Genomic DNA, 21,091 nt, shown 5'->3' with positions numbered 1-21,091 from the left:
AGTTATGGTTGTTTTTTGCAGAATTATTATAACTCACATCATGCCGTCTAAAAAATAATCACGAAAGATCAACACGCCCTATTAATTAAGAATTAATAACCACAAATTTGTTTGTTGTTCCACGCTTTATCAATAGCTTGTTTGACCCCATTTCTAAAGCGGTGAACATTCTAGCAAAGACGATTAATGTTGAAATTAATCTAGAAAACAAGACAAAAAAATAAACTCACAAAGAGCTTTGTTTATAACAGCAGCTAATTAGCATCAATTATATCAATATATTGTTTTTTATCTACTCCATCAAAAGTACATAGCGCTTTGAATTTACGTTTTACACCTAATGTATTCTCTATGCTAAACGTAACGAACGCCTGAGACGATCCCGTTGATTCAACAGCCCTATATGATGTGCCTGTTAATAAATATATATCTATTTTACCCAACTCATTCGATTTTTGTTTAATCATGTTGACACAATACTTAATCGCTTCATCTCTTGGTATAACAGATTGGGCTCTTGTTTTAACTGCATCTAAATCATTATTTAATGTTTTCTCATCAGCATCAATATAATTATCCTTACCACAAAGGAATGTGAACGATATATTATTTTTTGTACTATTTGAGTTATTAATTACCCCATATATGTAATTACATGTATTTTTATCGGCTAATTTTTTTGCATACTCGTAATTTATCTTTCCTAGCTGTTTAAATCTATCTCCTAGTCTTTTGCTTAAATCTGGATAATCTTTAGCGGTGAAATTTTCTGACGCAATTTTACTATTTACTTTACGATCATAAGGATTATCAAGCGTCTGACCTTTATCTAAAATAGATGATTTTACCGGTGTTCACTAACCAATCAGGCTCAGTTATCCTAACCCACGAATAATCGCCATCAATACACTCCTCTATAACGGTTGTGCCTCCACTTACTGAAATATATTCCTTGCTTCCTAACCCTTTACTTACTTTCTCATTTACTATTTTTTCGTAACTATCACCATTTTTTTTGTAAATAAAACTATCTCCGATCACAAGTAGCTCTTTTGATGTTAATTCAAACCCCTCGCATTCTTTTGGATAATTTTTAGGCTTACTCGTTTTGGTATTTTCTGATATTGTTTTATCCCCAAATATTCCTTTCAAAATACCAACACAAGCTGGTATAACAAAAAGTATAATAAAAACCCATTTTAAAAATTTTTTCATTTCCTAATCCTTGTTAATATGTATACACAATTATATTAACAAGGATTGATTGAAAAGTTAACATCTAAGACGCATTCACAATCGTTGCTAGCTCCTCCCCATTATCTCTATTTATTTGCATGATTTGTTTAACTCCTTCTTGCGTTGATAGCCATTCTTCCGCTGATTCGTGATCACTCACCAATGCTATATTAATGATTGGTGACACGGTTTGCGGTGCGCTGTCTTGTGTTGTTGAATGTGAGTAGTTATTAACGACCTGCGGACGTTGTAAACCGCTCATATCACCACGTTGTAGCGCTTCCAAATTGCTTACACCGATGCGCTGAGTTGCTGCTGCGTTCATGACGAATTCTTGACCGTGTACCACACCTGCGATCTGATCTCTTGCTATATCGCCCGTATAACCACCTGTCATAAATCCTGTTGGTTGTGATCGAATCGCTGCAACATTAGCCATCCCTGCTGCAATAGCTGCTGCCGCTGCTGTTGCCCCCAAAGCAGGTCCAACATAAGGAATTCCTGCCATAGCAGCATAAGCAGCATTAGCTGCTTGATAGGTGTTAATCACCGCCTGAGCAATAGCTGCTGCTTTACCAATTCGCGCCATTGTGGCGTTGTTTGAGTTTTGCATTTGAGCCATTTGTTCGAAGAAGTTATTTGCCTGACTTAAAATAATATCGTTCTGTTTAGCCCAAACTTGCGCTCTGAGTGATGCTGCTGTTGACTGATCTAAGTTAAACTGCTCAGTGAGCACATTTATTTGCTCGTACATTCTTTGGAATTGTGAGATTTGCGCACTCATTAGCTCCCACGTTCCCTCGAACATACCAGCAAAAGGGCTTTTGCTATCAGTATTAAGCGCATTGATTAAGTCGTTATAAGCAAAATTTTTGCTATCTTTTAACTCACTTAACGCACTCACCAAATCAGAAAAATCTTGATTTTTTCTGAACTGAGAATTACTTTCCAGTGAGTCTTTTATAGCAAGAATTCGCACGTATTTTTCATTCAATGCGATTTTAGTTCTTAACTCGTCATTTTGCGCTTTAGACAGCACTAAGCCCTTGCTCATCATGTCTTGACTAACACGATAGAGTTCATTTTCTATCGTTCGTTGTTCTGATGAGAGTTTCATTAGATCCCATTGCCTGTTCAATTCCTTGTTATAATAACCAAGCGGATCTATCGATTCTTTGTATTTATTTTCAAGCAAAGTGATGTATTCGCTGTACTCACTTGCTGAAAGAGAGCCTTGTTTATACATAGTATCTAATTCGATCAAGCCTTTGTTATATTCCTGCAACGCACCTCGCATTGGTTTAAGTGAATTCAATAACTTATCATGCTCCGATGCTAGTTCCTTAACATGCTTTATCGCTGCCGAGGTATTTGTATCGCCCTGCAACGGATACAGTGCTGTTTCTTCGGCAATTTTTCTTCTACGTGTTTTCTCTATTTTTTCATTAAGTAATCCGCCAGCAAGTCCCACATAGTTAGTTTCAGAAATTTGTTTTAATTCTTTTTCAAGTTTTTCTAGGTCATCTTTAGCTTGCGAACTCAATTCAGCTCTATCAAATTTTATTGTCATCGAATCAACTTTTTCAAGTAGCGATTTCGCTGCTTCTTCATTGAAATACGATAACACAGTAGCGCACCCCTTAAAAAGAAGCTGCCATGAGTTAAGAACTGATTCAATAATATCGATAGCTAAGTTTTTCATGCCGTTCCAGACAATTTCCCATGCGCTCCCCATATTATTAAAAGCGAATGATAAAATGGCAAATTGCGTCATTGCCATTCTAATAACGGTATTAATGCAAAGCTTAACTGTGTCAATAATAGATTGAAAAATATCGTTAACAGTGAACGGTATATCACTGAGTTTGTCGTTAACAATATTAACGAACGAATCCCAAGCGCCTTTCATTCCCTTAATTGCACTTGTGATACCATCTTTAATATCTCCCCAAACCGTAATCGCTAGGTCTTTTAATGATACTGTACCGTCTTCTGTCAGTTTGATTTCATCAGAGAATAATGTTAGCGCAGCAATAACCGCTGTGATTGCAACAATTATTGCACCTATTGGGTTTGCTAGTAACGCCAAATTTAACCGCATTACTGCCGCAGCAGCTTTTGTCACTGTTTTGTTGCCCACATTTACCGATTTAATAAATAACGCATGATATAATGCTGCAGCAATGTAGCCTGTACCCAGAACGGTTAATGCTGCTGCTGCATTTTTGATATTTTCAGATAACCACAAAAGAGCTTGTGTGAGTTTGCTACTTGCGCCAGTCGCACTATCAGCCCCAAAAATAAACTCCTGAATGCCTGTTTTTATGTTGGTAAGCGCATCAAGAATTTGTTTGGGCATATCATTAGCTTTTTGCTGTAAGAAGTCATGATAGTTCAAAAAGGCTTGCATAATCACATCTGACGTGATTCTACCTTGCTGACCTGCTTCTTGTAGTTTCCCTGCTGTAATGCCGAGTTGTTTTGCTAGAACATCGACAACGTAGCCGCCATTTTTCACAACCGTCATTAACTCTAATCCAGATAACTTACCCAGCATCATGGCTTTTTGGAGTGCGTACATTTCACTAGCAGCGTGCTCCCCTTTAATCGATGAAGCAACGAGCGCATTATTTAACGATTCGGTATACATTAGCTGCTGATTAGTGCTATAACCAAGCTCCTTTAATGCGGTGGCATTAGATAAGAAACTTTCTGCGGTCTGATCAAAGCTTGAATACGTCCCTTTAGCCAGTGTCATTAACCGCTTCATAGCAGCATAACCTGCCTCTGCCGAACCTGTCGTATCATCTAAGCGTGCTTTGAAGTCTGTCAATGAAGCGATTGAAGTTACAAATGCTCTAACCCTCATAAATCCAAATAATGTTTTTAATACTCGGCTAAAGGTGTTTGCCACAGAAGATGTGTGCTTAAGTTCTTCTGCAAACCTCCGCTGATTGCTAGTTGCATTAATTGATGCATTATTAACGTCAACAATGCTAGTTCGCATATTTTTTAGTTGATTAGTATATTCAGCATTAAGCCCAATCGCCTTTTTTATCGTACTGTTTGTATCGTTCAGTGAGTTGTTAAATGTTGTCGCTCCGCTTGCCGCGGCTTTTAACATGTCACTGAAGCTAAACATTGATTTTAGATATTTTTTTAGTGGATCGTCATTAAAACTTTTTAGAATCTTCTTCATTAATTCTAGATGTTTTTGTGCTCTTTCTGCTGACGAGGCGATATTATCTAATTTCGTTGATATTGAACTTGCAATGTTATCGGATACCGTGATAACAATTGATTCGCTTGACATATTAGCTCCTTAACTCACTTCTAAAAATGATTAGCGCTTTTGGAATAAAACCGCCTGCAAATTGCTGTGAGCTACCTTCGTCCAATTTGTTTATATACGGTGCATTGTTTTGTATATAAATGGTGTCACCTAATTTCCGCTCTTTCAGCGCATTAAGCGCCGAGTTCACAACCGCCATTTTACTAAGATGTTTGGTTGAACCCTTAGAGCCTAAATAAAAAGCAACACTTTGGTCAGTGATTTGCCCGTTTATGGACACTTGCCAGTTAGACATAGCATTTGAGGTGTCAACTGGCGTAATATCCGTTAACTCCTCTACAACCGCTAATGTTGCTTTTATCGTCTGATTATTTGTACGCTTCGTAATTTCATTATTGATAAAATTTGAAATATCAGTCAGTTTCATGTTTTGTCCTTGAATGCTTGCTCGACATGTTTTAGGTTAACGCGATCCATCGCTCTAATAATTTGAATCAGCTCGTTGGTATCTTCATCGTTAAGATTGTGAAAGCGCGCATACTCAATAATTGATAGCCAAGATATTGGTGTTGGCGACATATTGTGAGTGCGCGTCGTATCTAAATCGATGAATGCCTGATAATAAAAAATTAAATCATCACTTAATTGCGGTTTATTTTTTATTTTGTCTGGAACATCTCGTCCCATTTGCTTAGCCATTCTGATTAGATTTTCGTCTTCTTCGCCCATGTCTAATTGGTATTCAAGGACGTCGATTAGTTTTTTATGTCTTCCTCGATTTGCACCGACTTATATAAATCGAGATCGTTTGCTTGCGATACTAAATCAGCAAATAAATCGGGTAGCTGTTTGAATAGGTCACAGGCATTTTCAATAGAAAATGGAATATTTTTGCCTTTTCTATCTTGAATGTTATCCCAACCTCGTAGCGCACCTTCTGAAAATGCCTTGATCGAGATTTCAATGAGCTTCTCCTCAGGTAATGCGTCTAGCTGAATTTGTCGTTTATACTGTTTTGTTAGTTTTTTAATTAACAATGAATATTTAGAATTAGCACCGCCGATTCTAGCAATATAAAATGTAGGAATAGTGCCATCACAATTGGCCACATATTCAACGGGCACACCGTCTTGCTCTTTCGTTTTGTCTGTTTCAAATTGTTCAAATAAACTCATTTTTTTCTCCAATAAAAAAGCCTCAATCGAGGCTTTGTGGTTATTAATCGTTAATGACCGGCATTGCAATATCAGGTAAATACTCAAACGACTGGTACATCATAGTGTAACCGTGTTTGTTTTCTGCCCCAGTTTTTTCGAGAGGTATTGTGATTTTTTGGTCTTTTTCAACATTTGGAATGCCTCCACTCAAAGCAAGTAACGGAATATCAAAAATAGCACCAGCATTATTCGATGCTAAAATAGCAGAGAAACCAATATCAGCGTTATTTCTAATCGCCTCGATAGCATCAACAGAAGAGAAGAACGCCGTGAGTGATCCCGTCACATTGAAATTACCTACAGAAACATCAAAGCTACCCAAAATACCTAAAGCCTTGATACCTGTAACACCGTTACTAATTGACAGGTTAGAATCTGTTACATACGCAAATAAAGCCTTTGGCGTTGATGATGTTTTATCAATGACACTCAATTTTTGACGATAAATATTTGATGTTGTATTGTAAGCCTCGCTTTTATCTGCTGCTAATCGCACACCATCTAATCGGTTACCGCCCTTTCTGCTTAATGAATTACATGCAACATAACTTAAATCGCAGGTAATGTATTTTGCCGTTGATAAATTGAATTTAATTTCGTTTGCTACCGCACCCGTTACATATTGAGCCTGCAAACCGTTACCATCATCTCCAAGCGTGCGTTCGATACAATAAGAACGTTTTTTAATTAAATCTTGTTGGCTTTCATTTTTAATAACTGTTCCAAAGTAAACCTCTAATTCAAGATTTCTACTCGTTTCATTGACTGGTTCAAAATCAGTATCATCAAACGTGATTGAATTGTCGGTTATCGCAGTTATACGCGCCCACCCTTTATTGTTTTTAAAGGATGAACTAGTAGCATCACCACCAAGAAAAATCCATTCACCAAGCGTTAAATTAAGGCTGTTTAGGTTTGTGCCTGTGGTAACTAATTGCGGAAGTTCATCAGCATTGGCCACAATCGAACACTTGCCGGCTTGAAATTTAAAACCAACGGCGGTTATTTTCGCATTATCGTTTGCAGTGGTATCTTCTGATAACACATCGTTTACTGTTATCGCGTTAGCTGTTGCGCTTGTAACAACTTTAACGCCATTATTTTTGTGCTTATTACAGCCTGAGACTAAAACTATCACGCCCTTAGCTGGTGGGTTTGCGCATGCAGATTCAAGATTGTAACTATCAAGACTAATGCTAGTGATCTTATTTCGGGCACCATCTAATGGCTTGGTTGTAAACTTCTGTCTTGCGTCGGCAAACATAAACCCCTGCATCAACCAAGTTAAAATATTTTTCGTAAAATCTAGAGAAAAACCTGCGTTTGCATCCAAATCAACTATTTTGCCTTTCTGATTTTGTCGCGACGGGTTGATGGTTTCACGCTGTAATAACGTTGTCGAACCGCCTAAATCACTATAACTATTAACCTCTACACCATGCCAAATCGGGTTGGCAGGTAAAATTTTGAGGCATTCCTCTTTGGCGATGTATAGTCCCGCCACATTACTATCAATTGTTTTATTTTTACATGTCATTTTTTAGCCTATCTCATCATAAGTGAAATCTACAATTGTGTTTGTTCGATAAAAACCCTGCTCACTATCAAGCTCTTGAATTCTACCGTTGATAAATTTAACTGGACCATCAATATGTCTATAAATATCTCGCGCTAAAACAGCGAGAGATCGTGATAATTCACCCCCATTGAGTGCTGACTTAGGGGCAAAAATCTGCACCATTAAATAACCGTCAGTTCTATAGCGATGACGCCAAGTTTCAACATCCAAATCATTACAGCCAAGCGTCGTTTGGGTCTCTTTAGCTGTCCACACAGAAAATCGACAAAAACACTTATCTTTGTCTAGTTTAGTAAGTTCATCTTTACCCTGCCAGATGATCGTCGGCTTATAACCGATTTCGTTTTCCGCCTTTTTGGCCCACTTTTTAACAAAAATTGATTTAATTAAATCATGGGCTTCTTCGTAATTTGTTGTCATACAAGCACCGCCATATAAAGCAATTCAACATCAGCTGGAGCTAATGTTTTTACTTTTTCTATTGTAAATTGCTTACCTCCCTTTTTGATTTTGTCGTTTTTTTCTGGAACGTAACTACTAGCAGGGATTAGAACAATATCGCTGTCCTCTGTTATTTCAGTGTTTAACCACTCAAAATATCGCTCATTACCACCAGAAATAAATATCATAACGGCGTTAAAAGTTTTTATTTCCACTCTATCGCTTTTCCATTCGTCAGCCGATGGAATTGCAACAGTTCTGGTAACCTCAACTTGTTGACCAAACTTATCAATTAGCCGTGTTGCCGTTTTTTTTGCTCGCAAATAAAATGACATGCTACCCCCTGCATATTTTGGCCGTGTTACTGGAATAACAAAAACCATTCAAAAGACGATTAATAAAAGGCAGTTTTGGTAAATCGTTTTTAGATTTAGGCGCGTAAGTGATGCTTACAGCCCCTGCAATCGATTCACTTAATACCTCTTTTCCACCGGGGATAACTGGTAAAAAATCGATATCATTAGAATGAATAGCTAAATAACATTGCGCATCAATAATTTGCCTAGGTATTGAATTACTGGAGATTTCACGCGAATCTTTGATGATATCCTTTCGCGGCCATGATAAAGGTTGCGCTTTATCGGTAGGATTTCCTTTCCAATTTAATGTTTCCAAATAATCCATGGCGTTGTTGAGTAAGATAATGATCTGAGCGTCATCGTTCGGAATCGATAGTCCCCTGTTTATTGCAAACTGCCTGCAATCATCAACAGATGCATAACTGTTAAACCCATCTGAGTTAATATCAGTATTAAGCATATTTTCACCTACTTAACTTTCCAGCCGTCTTGCTCCCAGTGTTTTACCATATCAGAGTGTACCTCGGCTTCATGAGGTTCAGCATCAACTACAGGGTTTAACATTGTGACAGTATTTTTTTGTTCTTCTGTATTAACAGCGTCTACTTCATTAGTGTCTTTTTTCTTAGCCATTTTTACTCCAAAAGGGGCATAAAGCCCCTGTTATTAACCCAAAATAAGTGCCGCGTGACGAGGTGCAATAGATTTAACGCCCCACGCTAGACCAATTTCGTAACGGATTTGTTTGTATTGTCGATATAACGCAATTTGGAATGTAATACCAGACACTGGATCTGTTACATTCATTACGTCATCTGCGCTATCACCACCTAGCGGCATTGCTGGCGTACGACAAGCGAGTAAAAATGCTCCGCGGTCAAATGCCATGTTGGCCACATAGTCACCACCAACGGTAATGGCTGTATTATCCGCTAAATCTTTACGTAATCCGGGTTCGCAAAGCGTAATAGAACTAGCACTTGCAGCAGCGACAATATACTTATTAGTGTCACCTGCAAAAGTCACTATATCGCCAACATTGAATGCTCCGTTTCCTGTATCAACGGCGATGATACGATCACCCTCGGATTTTGCTCCATTAACTAAATAGCCGGTAGCGTTGCTCGATTTAACGCGTTTAACACCTGCTGAGGTGTGAATATTGAATCCTTCAACGCGACCAATAATACCGTTACGTAAAAGTTCATCAGTACCAGCTTCGTTATTTTTGAATAATACCGATTGCTTGCCCCGAATTTTAGCCATTGCATCTGAACCAAGAACCATTTGCAAATCAGAACGAGGCGCACCGTTATCTTCAAGAATTTTAAGTGCTTCTGAAAAATCACTTAAGTCGTCTTTTTCACCAAACGGTGTAGTACCTTCTGTACCTGCAGCTCGCGAAGTACCGAAAAATAAGCCACCTAAATCGGAATCAATCTCATTAGATAAAGCTCTAAATCCCTGCGCGAGCTGGTCGGCTAAGATTTTGTTGTATTGCCCTGTTGGACCAATTGCTAATTGTTCCTCACCATTCCATTTTACTGGTGCCATTTTTGATTTCGTGATCTCAACATTAACAGTACCGATATTTTGGTCACCGTCGTTTGGTGCGGTCGCTGCAGGGTTAATGTCAACTAATTGTGCAGCAGGTGTAACATGAGCTGTTACGGTTTGCCCTTTTGCAGCACCATCAGCTTTTGTATCACGCGCAACGGCAGGAATAAAACCAACTTGTTCACGAGATACGACGTCAAGCGCGGTGTAAATTGTAGGAATAAGGTTTGTTAAAGTATTAGACATATAAATATATTCTCCGTTAGTCTGTTATTCGTACGCTATCTTTTAGTGCAGCTTGCTTCTCTAATGGACCGAGAGCATCAAAAAACGAACGTTTCATTGTTTTTTGTCCTGCTTGGTGTCGGCTTTGTTGCGCGCCTCCACCTTGATTGCCTGAGGCTTTAAGGATGTAGTCTTTTTGCGGATAGTTATCAATAAGAAACTCTAACGCTTCATCGAATTCAGCGATTTCACCAGGTTTAGCACGTGAATAAATCTTATTCCCGGACGGATCGTAAGCGACGACTTTGCCATCTTCAATCTTGAAAGATGAACCAAATCGTGACTGTACAAAATCAGGTGGAATAGCCACTTTATCCTTAATGTATTTCGAACTATTAAATCGTCCGCCAATCATTTCGTTATAAAGTTGCGATTTTAACGCTTCACTTTCGGCTTTCGCTGTATCAACTTGCGTTTGATATACCTTAGTGATTTCAGCTTTAACTTTGTCTACCTCGCCAGCGTCAATTAACTTTTTCTGATCTAACTTGGTAACAATGTCCAAAGCCTCAATAGCTTTTGCAGGATCGGTGATGTTGGCAAACTTTTTTAACTCCGCTTCAACTTTTTCTTTAGCTTCACGATGCGCTTTCGCTTCACCATTTAAAGCTGAAATTTTGTTAAGTGAGACTACAGCATCAAAAGGAATTTCCTTTCCGTCATCATGTACATAAACAGGATTGCCGTTTTCGATAACCGCATAAGTTGTGCCATTGACATCAATTGTTTTTAATTTCATAAGTTCTCCGTCTTCCGACTGTTAATGGTTTTCCAACCGTTGCACCGCTTCGCATCCACTTTGCGGCATAAAATAAAAAAGGTCGCATATAGCGACCTTGTAGATGTTCATAAATATTTATTTATCTATTGTTTTGCTGTTTTCCATTTTATTGGTAATTGCACTCATGCTCATAGCCATCATGCGTTTAATGGCTAAATTTGGCTCGTTATCAATTAACTTTTGTATCTCCACTAAGATGTCATCATCCCACGGCTGTTTTTGAATTAAAGCGTGGACCTTTCTTAGATTATCGTTTGTCATGTTTTATTAACCATTCTAGTATTAAAGGATGAATTCTCTTTCTTGATTCAGTATCGCCAAGCATATACAAAGCAAAGCTTTCAGAAAAAAGCTCTTCATTTGAATCAGAAGAATAATAACTTAGCACATGCGCCCATTTGTTATTATATGCAATTTGAGTGATTTTAGATAAATACTTCTCATCTTGATAATATAGATAGTGCCCGAATTCGTGCGCTATTGTTCCTTTTATGCTTTGAACTGATGCGTAAGGTAAAACATCCAAGTTAGCAATTATCCGTGCTAGCTGTTTTTTATCTGGAGATAAATCAATTTCATAAATGGCCATATCTTTAAACCCTAGCATGGCGGCGTTTTCTGCAATTGCCTCCCATTCGCTTGGGTCTAACATCCATTGCCCCATGTGAATTGAGTTTTGGGATAAATTATAAGCACCAGCCGCAGTTTCCGAAAATTTATCTTTTGTTCCTAGCCAAGAGAGTTTTGATAAATTGAACCTTTTAATAATATCTTCTGATATTTCAGCAACATCTTTAGCACTTTCGAGAGATATATCTTTCGGAAATTTAACATTAGCAGCTATACTTTTTCTTTGCATCCAATTCTCAACTTTTTCAACTGTTCTTAAGTTTGAAAGTTGACCATTAATTTGATTGTTTAACTCTTCAATTGTTAATAAGTGCCCATCATGAGTAAAAAACTTTTCTGGCTCAATTTCCCCATTTCGTAATAACCTCGCTCTTTCTGCTCCTAAGATTTGCTCTTGTCTTTCTTGTGATTGCGTTTTTAGCCACTCAAGATAAGATGTTTTAGCAGGAACTTGACCATCCATTGATGCTCTTGTGCCTGTCGGTACTTCATCAATGTCGATCCCTAGTTCTCGATAGCTTTTTAGTATAAACGATTCAACAGACCGACAACAAAAATGTAATTTACCCGGTCCGTCACCGTATGGAATATCATGACCGATAGGCTGGTTATCTAATGTATACTGTTTTAAATCACGAATAATACACATCGGCGTAGTACTAGTATCAAGCGTAGATAACCATTGCTTGCCTTTTATTAAATCGCTATTAGCCTTTCCGAACTCATCACGAGAAACGGCGGCTGTGTGAGATACAGCAGAGCGAATTAATGATGATACGTTTCTCTTGCTTATTTCTAAAACGCCATCTTTATAATTGTTCTTTTTCGTGCCTCTCACCTTTCTAATAATCTGTTCAGTGGTTTCACCAGTTACATAACCAGTTCTAACGGCATTGGTAACACGTTTAAGTCTGTCATCTTCGATATTGCTTACCCATTCAGACAATAATCGCCCTTGAAATGGTTTTGCTTTTACCACCGCAAATAACTGATTGGGCGATATCTGCATTAAAGAGTATTTAGCTTTAACAATATCCGGTAATAACGATTCAAACAGTGAATATTGATAATTACTCTCATATTCACTAAATGCATTCAATTCACCAAAGAGATAATCAGAAAATGAATTTAATGACTTAACACTACTGAGCATTGATTCAAGTCGTGATATTTTAAATTCGCTAGAAGATAAATCATCTAACGCAATATACAATTGAGCTGTGAGCTGTTTATCAACAACATTTAGTAGTTTAAGTGATTCTCTTATTAAGTTATGCTCATAACCAACTAGATTAACGCGGTGATAAATTGCTTCATTGCGAAGTTTTTTATTGATTGTCATAAATTACCCAGCAAATTAGGCTCTGAATCTTTTAGCTCTTGAATAACATCCTCTGGCTTCATATCAGCATTGATTAACCCCAGACGTTGATAAGCGACAACAGCATCAACATCGCGAATATCACCAGACTGTCGTAACGATTGAATGGCTAATGCGCCAGTAGCGTCGATTTTTTTTCTAGCAAGTTCAACCTCGGTAATTACATCAACATTGCCGTCATTTTGTAAACCTATCCACTCAGCCATCAAATCTAATATATTATCTAGTGAATTTTCGAGAGAGGCCGCCATGGTGAATAATGGCGAATTGGCTTGCATTTTTTCTTCTTGAGTTTGGTCAATCGATTTTGTTGACGTGTTTTGATCACGAAGCAATTTAGCTCCAGCTAACCGCATTTGCTCTACTAACTCAGCAAGTGATTCTTTACCGGCATTCACTGAAACACCCGAGTGCTCGACGTATTCAAGCCCCTGACGGTTTCTATCATCGAATTTTGTAGCGCAGGAACTACCGATTGTTAATTCAGCACCATCTTCAAGCCCAAACGCGGTCAGAATTGGCACTCTTGCTACATGTAAGATGTTGTCTTGTTCACTTTGACTTTGCCAGTGCTTAATATTAAGTAAAGCAAGATTAAGCAATGGTGGAGTTCCTCTCATAAACCCGGTTTTTTTAGTGTAGAGTGTTACAAGTGCGATTTTTTTTCTTGATGTTTCCCACTCTTCATGCAATGCCCATTGTTTATTTTCACTATCTTGTCGCCATATTGATTCACGCCCGATTTCAATGTGTCGTATTTGCTCAATTCTAGATTGGCCGTAATGATCTTTATCTATAATGATATTTTCTTTAATGCGCAATTCAGTGAGCACAACTTTCCCACCCTCATTTTTTGATTTCCAGCCAATAATTTGGCGAGGATTAAGCATTACAACATAAGGACGAGCACCGATTTCGTTTTCCTCGGCTTTTGTTCTGACCTCTTTATTGATTCTAGGGTAATCAACTAAAGCATGCGCTAAACCATATTGCATTGCAATGCTAAAAAATTCTTGCGCCCACACGTCAAGACAAGTCCCTTCAAGATCAATATCTTTTGCAAACTCAATCAATTTAGCAGGCACTGTATCGCTCAATTTAATTGGTGAGGCAAAAACTCGACCTACATTTTGTTTAATTGTTTCTTCGTAAGCAGGAAGTAACGTGGCCACTTGTAGACGTTTTTTATATGAATCTCGCTCTTCATTAACCCACTTAGGCAAGTACTGCTCGCCCAGCTTTCTCATGTTTAGCGTTCCACCCATTAGCGCGTCGTTAATATCCCACGCTTCGATCATGTTGTTGTAATCAAGATTTGGAGTTGAAATGTCTGCCATAATTTATATCCGTAGTTGTGTAATTTTGCCACTTGGTTTGTGTTTATTTCGATTAGCCACGGCAAAATATCTAAACGCATCCGCGCCGTGCGATGTGTGGTCATGAAGCGGTTTATCTCGCCAACAGCCGTTTTTATCGTCCCATGCTTTTCGATAGGCTTCTAAATTAGCAATACCTTGTTCGCATTTACTTGAATCAAATGCACAAAGAGGAAGAATTTCACGAACTGATTCGATGCCATCATCAACACTAAGCTTAGGAGCTACATTAAACTTAATGCTGTATTTCTCACCGTCAATTTCATAGCCTTCTTTTGCTATCTGTTTACGGCTCTTACCATCACCCGATAATTCACGATTATCAATATCGTGCGGTGCCCAATGCTCAGCATATTCATAGCCAAGATTTTGTGATTTGTCTTTTAGGACCTTCATGTAGTGCCTGAGACCCTCGCCACTATTTTCGTAGTAGTCGATGATGTGAAATTCTTCACCCACTTTGCGCACAAACCAAATAGCGGTTGAATCACCAACACCCAAGTCCCAATAGGTATAAACTGGTAAATGGCTATTATCAGGTAGTACGGTAATGCGTTTTTCTTTGTATAGTTCTCTGAATTGCCTTGCATAGTAAGCACCCTCGATTGATTGCTCAAAGGCTTCACTTGGAATAGATGGATATTCACGCTTCATATCATCACCAAGCGTTTTCTCTTTAGCGTGATACCAAGCTTTTTGTTGTTCGGTCAAGTTGATACCGTACTTAGCTTTTATCTCGCTAAAATATTCCTCTAATCTAGACGGTAATTGTTCAACTGGCTCTATCGCATAGAGCGGATTTTTCCACCAAGAGAAAAAGAAGAATTTCCAATCAAGTGATGATAATGGTTTTCCTTGAATATGGGCTTTTTCAGCTGTATTACAGTAATCGTAAAAATAACCACTTTTACCCTCAGCTGTACTTTCGATGGTAATGAAACAACCGGTAGCAACCGCCTCAAAAGCACCTGTGACGATTTCCTTAGCTTTATCAGGAAACTTAGCACAAATCTTACCAAACTCAGAAACATGTAAGTAACGCAATGTACCACCACGGAATGAAGTTGATACATAAAGCGAACCGCCTTTTTTAAAGACCAACTCACCAGCCGCATCATTACTAGCAGGGTTGGCTTGTTTTATTTCTTCGGGTAGTCTGTCATAAGCATATTTGACTTTTTCTCTAAATAATCTTTTAGCATCATTTAAAGTGTGAGCAATCAAAGCACATTTAGCTGATTCAAATAAAGCGGCATCTAACTGAATAATACATACTTCGGTAGTAAACCCTAATTGACGAGCTTTTAATATTATATTCCTTGTATGCATACTCTCGAAGTATTCAAGCTGTTCAGGGGTCATTGTGAAGCGAATTTGTTTGCCTGCTTTATCCGTGATGTAGTAGAGATTATTTAAACGCCAAAGCTTATTGCTGAGTTTTTTTAAATGACCAGGAGATAACATTAACCCTCCTGTGATAGTTTATCCATTAAATCCGAAAGTTGGCCAACTGAATTATCTTTTGGTGTGTCATCAATGTTATAAGCTTGACGCTCTAAAGTGATTAAATTTTTCAACGTTTCACTTAATGCTTTCATTGATTTCACCCTTTCAGGTATGGATATGACGGCCATATAAACTTCATTGAGTTTGTCCCTGCCGTTCTGGTCTGGATTTGCTAATAGCTCACCAAGTTTTTTGAATGCTTCTATATCAACGCATTCAGTACCAAGCTCCTCAAACAAAGCATTAGCAATATTACGAGCTTTACGAATATCGCCTCGGTGTTCCATTCGGATATTAGCTATTACTTCGGCGTTAGCTTCAATTAATACCCTTTCTGATAATGAGTTTTCCGTGCGTACTTTTGTGCGTACCTCTTTAGTGCGTACCAATTCATCAGATTTATTTTTAATCTTTTCTGATAAGTCTCTGGACCAATTTTCTTTTTTTGCTCTTTTCCTGATAGCTCCGTCGGTTATCCCGTTTTTGCTTGCTATTTCTCTTATAGATAGCAACCCAGCCCTGTAGGCTGATTCGATAGCCTCCCAGTCTGGCTTTTTCATAATCTTTCCTTAAATTTGATTTTGTTTAAATTAAATGTGATCTGGCTCACATAAATGAGTTAAACCCGTAAATTTCTATTGATATCTTTATTATTACCCTAATCTATCTTAATAAGATTTTTCTAATTTTACTAAGAGGTTAATACAATGTCTGAAAATCAAATAAATAGAACAAATGCCATTCTTAATATAGTCTTAAAAGCATATTCTGACGAAACAGCGTTAAAGTATTTAGATAAAATAGCAAATAACGTTTGTCATGCAGTTTTATTAAAAACAAATACAGGTACAATACAAAAGCATTTAACTTTAAAAGAAATATATGAAGAAACAGATAAAGAAACAGATAAAGAATTATTACCCATGTCATGGGTCACCAACCCAAATGGACTTCATCGTGAAACGACTCAACAATGGGTGGGAGATCAGTTGTATCTTTGTCCACCAGTGAAACTTAATGATTTAGCGTTCTTGCTTACTGATGTATCTAACCCTAGCATTGAGGGTAGATATGAATATATATTATCCATTGACACGTACAACAAACTAAAAAAGTTAATAGAATGTTTTCGACAAAATAAAAGACCTTCCAAAAAAATTTGGGCATGGCTTATTGGAGATGAAGCTGAAACCGCTAGTGAATAGTATGGAATCAAACCAAACAATCACATTAATTTGATTAAATATGCAGTTATTTTTTATAACCGCCCAGGATTTTTATAGTTTATGCGGTAAAAGTGAATAGTTATTTATAAACAGCCGATCGAGTTAAGCTATTACGACGCAACCTCAATTGTTTTCGCAATTCAATCATTGAGAGATTTTTTTGCTCAATGCTTAACTTTAGCTTTTCTTTTAAATCATCATCATTGTTATACATGAGTGTGTATTTTGTTTCTTTCTTATCCAAGATTGAATAAATATACACATCATACAATTTCTTGCCAGCCGGCACTATTGGATCGTCGCATTCTCTTGTGCTCTCTGTATAGCGAATAATCTTGTAAAACTCACGAGACAAGAACAATGATTTATCCATTGAATATACGCCATTTTCTTTCACTCTCTCGCTTGGCGGTCCGTACGATGAATAATGAACAAAAGATATTTCCCTTCCTGTCACCGTTGTGAGATTTAACTCAAGCATTTTATTTCCCATTGTTGATTAGATTTATCGCCCTTTTATCTGCATTACACTTTTCAATAACATTTAGCAAATGCTCGTTATACCTGAGACTATCGCCGAAAGTCATTGATTTACGTGGTAAATTTGGCAGGCAATCACTGAGTAAATTTGCTGGTATCGGTCGATTGACGTAAACTTTTCGCTCTGTTGTACAAGCTGTTAGAAACAGACACAGGCACAAACTGATTAGCACAGTCATTATTTTTAAGTTGCTCATTGATTCGCTCCTGCCGTTCTAGCGATTGGTTTTCTAGCTCGCGTTTACTTTGCTCATTATCTGCTATGATTTGATTGTTTTTAGCAATGCTCTGGTTCAACTGTTCGATTTCTTTAGATAGTTCAGCTTTATCTTTTTGTAGCCGTTTCTTCTCTTGATAATTGCTGTAACCGAGATAGACAGCAAAGACAAAAGCGGCAATGATTAATGCTATGCCTTTTGCGTTTGCCTTATTCATAAGCTTCTATAACTTCCAATTTGAATGATTGTCCGTTAAGTTCGTTCATCAGCAAATTTAACGCCTTTCTACTTTCAAATAATTGTGTATCGTTATTACTCATGCCGACTAAAATACAGCCCTGTGTATCCTTAGTCCAATTACCTGCATGGATCAAAATATGGGAACGATTAGGAACGTCTTTAACTTGATATACTCGACCAAATTTTGGTGAATTAACGATGTTACATTGATATATAGAAGCTGGAATACATGAAATCTGACGTTGATTATTTAGCCACGGTAGCTCTAAAGTTGACAAAACCGCACCCGACGGCAATTGTATTTTACCAAACGTACCGCGCTCACTTGTTTTTAATCTTGTTAGCTTCATTAATCTTCTCCTTTCGCTTTTTTAATTAGTCGCTCCTCCAGCGCTTTAATAAGAGTAGCGCCAGACCAACCAGCTAAACCAGCTACACCGCCAGCAAATTCGAATTGCCAATTAAAATAACTTGCGGCCAACACAACCAAAGCACCAGCGAACGTTGAGATAAATATCTGAGCAATCAACCCCCAAATATTGAATTTGTCGCCATTCAGCACATGGTAGCAATAGCTAGCTAATGAGCCGAGTGATGTAATAATAAATAGATAAATGACAACAACCCAGTTGACATTATCAGGGTCTTTTATCGGCATAATTAAATCTTCTTGTTAGTTAATGATGTGACAGCGTACTAGCTATTGTTAGTTATGTGCGCGTGTCTAGCTTTGCTGTCGATTCTGTAGAAGACCCCGAGCGTATCTATAAATCAATCGTTAGTGAATTATTAGAAAGTGGCGTAGGGGTAAATTTGGATATAAAAAAACCGCAATTAAGCGGTGAATGTTAAATATCTCGTGGGCTAATCAGTTGCACAATATAACTCGAATTCTTGTTCTTGATATTTTTCAGCCAATTGACAAAATAAATTTAATATTCTTCTTTCTTTACTTTTCTTATGAGCATGTGGTCTTAATATTGCTAACAGCGCAAATCTCTTAGGATTAAAATCTGAAATAACATAAACAAGAAAAATATCCTTATTAGGCTCTCTAGTGGCGTTGCATCTATAATATTGGGGCTGGTTCTTTGGGAATCGGTTTGGAGGCAACTTTAAATGAATATGTTGAACATTTAGCTCATAGAGCCTGTTTGGTTGTCTATACGGAACATCACGTCCAAAAATATCAGGCACTTTTGTTCGATTACTTTCTATATATTCTTTAAAAACACTAATTAATTGATTTTCAAAATTAGGGAATTCTATAAATGTATCAGCAAATAAATATCTGGCTTCCTCTAAAATTATAACATCAACCATGATTACTAAGCCTTGTTTTTGATTTCGCTTAATAATTTATTAGTTGTATTGTTTGCTAACGATAAAATATGAGTTGTATTTATTCCACTATTATAATAAGTTGGAACCACATCAAGTGAATCCCTTATTTGCATTATTCTTGTAATTTTATTTTTCAAAGACAATATTAAGCGAAGTGAATCTTTAATATCCATCTTTGTAATTAAATTATTATTTATAAATGTAAAAGCTGAGGACTCCACAGAAACTAAATTTTTTAGCATTGCAGAAAAGTCATAATTTTTTATAAAATCACAGGAAAAATCATCAGTTATTTCATATAAAATATTTTCTGAATCTTTCAATGTTTTAACCAAGTCAATATTAAAATAATTGATTACTTTATTTTTTAAATTTATCATTTTAATATCTTCGTGGTTAATTTCACTTTTTGTTTGATACTGGGAGGACAAAGCCATAGCTCCAGACGCAGCTGAATTCAAAGAGACTAAACTCGTAGATAACAATACCGCAACTGCTACTTTACTCTTCATTATTATATTGCCACAATTAGAATTGATGAAAAATTCCTTAGGAATAATGAAAAAATTATAATCAACTCTATCTAACAATACAACAATTTGTTTATCTTTTAGTAAACAAATCACAATAAACTAAATTAGCTTGATCTATTATTTACACTGTTGAGTAACAAATTTACTATCATTACCCTGAATTTATTCTATTAATAGAATAAATAACTTTTCATAAAATCCATTTAAAAATAACCACAAAATCTATAAAAAATTAAAATTTTTAAATAAATAATGTTGACTTTTATTATAGGTTAACCTATAATAATAACCATCAAGTGAGGGACTTGATAAGGTAAACCCCCGACCTAAGACGAGGGCTTAAGGAGAAGTAAAATGAAGTTCAAAATACTCATTTTAATTCTGCTACTTTTGATAAGCTCGCCAGCATTCTAAAGTAGTTCAAAGGAGAGGGAAACCTCTCCGATGACCTTAAATATATCAATTGACACTTAATAAATCAAGGTGATTTTATGGCAAAATCAATAACAGAAATTCAAGCAAAAAGTGACCAAAAACGAGGAGTTAAAGTAAAAGGTTTCAAACTACACGTTGAAGATATCGCATTAATTGAACAGGCAAGTAAAAGCTTAGATATACCCCAAGCTCAACTTATTGTTGATGCTGTTAAATTCTATCTTGATAACAAAAAAGCCTCTTAATTGAGGCTTATATCTAACTATTTGCACTGTTGAGTAACAAACTTATTATCATTACCCGGAATTATTTCTATTAATATAATAAATAACTTTTCATAAAATCCATTTAAAAATAACCACAAAATCTATAAAAAATTAAATTTTTTAGGTAAATGGTGTTGACTTTATAGTAGGTGCGACTATAATTATAAGCATCAACAAACCGTTGATAAAGTAAACCCCCAGCTTTCGATGGGGGGCTTAAGGGAGAAACAAGATGTACCAGATCTTACTTCTCTTGGTTTTAGTAAGCTTGAGCTTCTCAGTTTATTAACCAATCAAAGGCGGGGCGAAAGCCCTGCCGATGACCTTAAATATAACAATTTAACTTAAAATAATCAAGGTGATTATATGGCATTATCAAGAGCTGTAATTCAAAAGAAAAGTGATGAAAAACGTGGCGTAAAATCAAAAGGATACAAACTGCCTATTGAGATTATCGACTTAATAATAGAATTAAGTGCCAAGACTGAAAAATCACAAAGTAAGATCATTGAAGAAGCGATCTTAATGTACAGAAAATCACTTTAATAAAAAGCCTCTTAATTGAGGCTTCAGATTGATGACAAACCTCGATATAATTCGGGGTTTATTTTTTTATTTAAACCATAAATAAGATTTTTAATTTGGATTT

Annotated in this window: 26 protein-coding genes and 1 pseudogene; 3 read left to right on the top strand and 24 right to left on the bottom strand. The window is 36.8% G+C overall.

Features of this window, described 5'->3' with window-relative positions:
• Positions 1–825: 825 nt before the first annotated feature.
• From GQ593_RS12270 to GQ593_RS12190, 17 genes and pseudogenes are all read right to left on the bottom strand, one after another.
• Positions 826–1,215, bottom strand: coding sequence for a hypothetical protein (locus tag GQ593_RS12270; RefSeq protein WP_160432292.1), 390 nt, complete (start codon positions 1,213–1,215; stop codon positions 826–828).
• Positions 1,216–1,279: 64 nt separating this feature from the next.
• Positions 1,280–4,549 carry a tape measure protein gene (locus GQ593_RS12265; RefSeq protein ID WP_160432291.1) on the bottom strand — a complete coding sequence of 1,090 codons (3,270 nt, stop codon included), beginning with the start codon at positions 4,547–4,549 and terminating at the stop codon, positions 1,280–1,282.
• Position 4,550: 1 nt separating this feature from the next.
• A complete protein-coding gene (locus tag GQ593_RS12260) occupies positions 4,551–4,955 on the bottom strand; it encodes a hypothetical protein (RefSeq protein ID WP_160432290.1) in 405 nt (134 codons plus the stop codon).
• Entirely contained in the window at positions 4,952–5,257 is a 306-nt protein-coding gene (locus tag GQ593_RS12255) for a phage tail assembly chaperone (RefSeq protein ID WP_160432289.1), read from the bottom strand. The genes GQ593_RS12260 and GQ593_RS12255 overlap by 4 nt, the downstream gene beginning before the upstream one ends.
• 26 nt (positions 5,258–5,283) lie before the next feature.
• Positions 5,284–5,703, bottom strand: a complete 420-nt coding sequence (locus GQ593_RS12250) for a hypothetical protein (protein WP_160432288.1) — start codon at positions 5,701–5,703, stop codon at positions 5,284–5,286.
• 43 nt (positions 5,704–5,746) lie between these two features.
• Entirely contained in the window at positions 5,747–7,282 is a 1,536-nt protein-coding gene (locus GQ593_RS12245; protein ID WP_160432287.1) for a phage tail tube protein, read from the bottom strand.
• A gap of 3 nt (positions 7,283–7,285) precedes the next feature.
• Positions 7,286–7,744, bottom strand: a complete 459-nt coding sequence (locus GQ593_RS12240; protein WP_160432286.1) for a hypothetical protein — start codon at positions 7,742–7,744, stop codon at positions 7,286–7,288.
• Complete coding sequence (locus tag GQ593_RS12235; protein ID WP_160432285.1) at positions 7,741–8,100, bottom strand: hypothetical protein; 360 nt, start codon at positions 8,098–8,100, stop codon at positions 7,741–7,743. The genes GQ593_RS12240 and GQ593_RS12235 overlap by 4 nt, the downstream gene beginning before the upstream one ends.
• Position 8,101: 1 nt before the next feature.
• Positions 8,102–8,584: a DnaT-like ssDNA-binding protein gene (locus tag GQ593_RS12230; RefSeq protein WP_160432284.1), complete on the bottom strand. Its 483-nt coding sequence runs from the start codon at positions 8,582–8,584 to the stop codon at positions 8,102–8,104.
• Between the two features lie 8 nt (positions 8,585–8,592).
• The gene (locus GQ593_RS12225) at positions 8,593–8,757 is read right to left on the bottom strand and encodes a hypothetical protein (RefSeq protein WP_160432283.1); all 165 of its coding nucleotides are present in this window, start codon (positions 8,755–8,757) and stop codon (positions 8,593–8,595) included.
• Between the two features lie 33 nt (positions 8,758–8,790).
• Positions 8,791–9,927, bottom strand: a complete 1,137-nt coding sequence (locus GQ593_RS12220; RefSeq protein ID WP_160432282.1) for a P22 phage major capsid protein family protein — start codon at positions 9,925–9,927, stop codon at positions 8,791–8,793.
• A gap of 16 nt (positions 9,928–9,943) precedes the next feature.
• Entirely contained in the window at positions 9,944–10,705 is a 762-nt protein-coding gene (locus GQ593_RS12215; protein ID WP_160432281.1) for a DUF6651 domain-containing protein, read from the bottom strand.
• A gap of 117 nt (positions 10,706–10,822) precedes the next feature.
• On the bottom strand, positions 10,823–11,008 hold the full coding sequence (locus GQ593_RS12210) for a hypothetical protein (protein ID WP_160432280.1): 186 nt from the start codon (positions 11,006–11,008) through the stop codon (positions 10,823–10,825).
• 652 nt (positions 11,009–11,660) lie between these two features.
• Positions 11,661–12,719 (bottom strand): annotated as a pseudogene (locus GQ593_RS14325) (hypothetical protein); the annotation flags it as partial.
• Positions 12,716–14,095: a DUF4055 domain-containing protein gene (locus tag GQ593_RS12200; protein ID WP_160432279.1), complete on the bottom strand. Its 1,380-nt coding sequence runs from the start codon at positions 14,093–14,095 to the stop codon at positions 12,716–12,718. The gene GQ593_RS12200 and the pseudogene GQ593_RS14325, both read right to left, overlap by 4 nt.
• 3 nt (positions 14,096–14,098) lie before the next feature.
• On the bottom strand, positions 14,099–15,598 hold the full coding sequence (locus tag GQ593_RS12195) for a terminase (protein ID WP_160432278.1): 1,500 nt from the start codon (positions 15,596–15,598) through the stop codon (positions 14,099–14,101).
• Positions 15,598–16,200 carry a hypothetical protein gene (locus tag GQ593_RS12190; RefSeq protein WP_160432277.1) on the bottom strand — a complete coding sequence of 201 codons (603 nt, stop codon included), beginning with the start codon at positions 16,198–16,200 and terminating at the stop codon, positions 15,598–15,600. Before GQ593_RS12190 ends, GQ593_RS12195 begins: the two co-directional genes overlap by 1 nt.
• Before the next feature lie 147 nt (positions 16,201–16,347).
• Here GQ593_RS12190 and GQ593_RS12185 point away from each other — a divergent pair, with 147 nt between their 5' ends.
• Positions 16,348–16,845: a hypothetical protein gene (locus GQ593_RS12185; RefSeq protein ID WP_160432276.1), complete on the top strand. Its 498-nt coding sequence runs from the start codon at positions 16,348–16,350 to the stop codon at positions 16,843–16,845.
• Positions 16,846–16,945: 100 nt separating this feature from the next.
• Here GQ593_RS12185 and GQ593_RS12180 read toward each other — a convergent pair whose 3' ends face one another.
• From GQ593_RS12180 to GQ593_RS12155, 7 genes are all read right to left on the bottom strand, one after another.
• Complete coding sequence (locus GQ593_RS12180) at positions 16,946–17,347, bottom strand: hypothetical protein (protein WP_160432275.1); 402 nt, start codon at positions 17,345–17,347, stop codon at positions 16,946–16,948.
• Between the two features lies 1 nt (position 17,348).
• Positions 17,349–17,585 carry an Rz1-like lysis system protein LysC gene (gene lysC, locus GQ593_RS14320; protein ID WP_442903618.1) on the bottom strand — a complete coding sequence of 79 codons (237 nt, stop codon included), beginning with the start codon at positions 17,583–17,585 and terminating at the stop codon, positions 17,349–17,351.
• Entirely contained in the window at positions 17,482–17,841 is a 360-nt protein-coding gene (locus GQ593_RS12175; protein ID WP_160432274.1) for a hypothetical protein, read from the bottom strand. Before GQ593_RS12175 ends, lysC begins: the two co-directional genes overlap by 104 nt.
• A complete protein-coding gene (locus tag GQ593_RS12170; RefSeq protein ID WP_160432273.1) occupies positions 17,834–18,214 on the bottom strand; it encodes a DUF5675 family protein in 381 nt (126 codons plus the stop codon). The genes GQ593_RS12175 and GQ593_RS12170 overlap by 8 nt, the downstream gene beginning before the upstream one ends.
• Positions 18,214–18,522: a phage holin family protein gene (locus GQ593_RS12165; RefSeq protein WP_065609598.1), complete on the bottom strand. Its 309-nt coding sequence runs from the start codon at positions 18,520–18,522 to the stop codon at positions 18,214–18,216. The genes GQ593_RS12170 and GQ593_RS12165 overlap by 1 nt, the downstream gene beginning before the upstream one ends.
• Before the next feature lie 206 nt (positions 18,523–18,728).
• Positions 18,729–19,187 (bottom strand): type II toxin-antitoxin system YafO family toxin, encoded by a 459-nt coding sequence (locus tag GQ593_RS12160; protein ID WP_160432272.1) that lies wholly within the window; start codon positions 19,185–19,187, stop codon positions 18,729–18,731.
• 5 nt (positions 19,188–19,192) lie between these two features.
• The gene (locus GQ593_RS12155) at positions 19,193–19,720 is read right to left on the bottom strand and encodes a hypothetical protein (protein WP_160432271.1); all 528 of its coding nucleotides are present in this window, start codon (positions 19,718–19,720) and stop codon (positions 19,193–19,195) included.
• A gap of 512 nt (positions 19,721–20,232) precedes the next feature.
• Here GQ593_RS12155 and GQ593_RS12150 point away from each other — a divergent pair.
• Together GQ593_RS12150 and GQ593_RS12145 are read left to right on the top strand one after the other, a co-directional pair.
• The gene (locus GQ593_RS12150; RefSeq protein ID WP_065606366.1) at positions 20,233–20,421 is read left to right on the top strand and encodes a ribbon-helix-helix protein, CopG family; all 189 of its coding nucleotides are present in this window, start codon (positions 20,233–20,235) and stop codon (positions 20,419–20,421) included.
• Positions 20,422–20,808: 387 nt separating this feature from the next.
• Positions 20,809–20,988: a ribbon-helix-helix protein, CopG family gene (locus GQ593_RS12145; protein WP_160432270.1), complete on the top strand. Its 180-nt coding sequence runs from the start codon at positions 20,809–20,811 to the stop codon at positions 20,986–20,988.
• Positions 20,989–21,091 lie beyond the last annotated feature (103 nt).

Origin of the sequence: Gilliamella sp. Pas-s25 (assembly GCF_009795885.1) — a bacterium.
GTDB lineage: Bacteria > Pseudomonadota > Gammaproteobacteria > Enterobacterales > Orbaceae > Gilliamella.
Note: the sequence above shows the minus strand (reverse complement) of the source record. Positions and strands in the feature narration are given on the sequence as shown.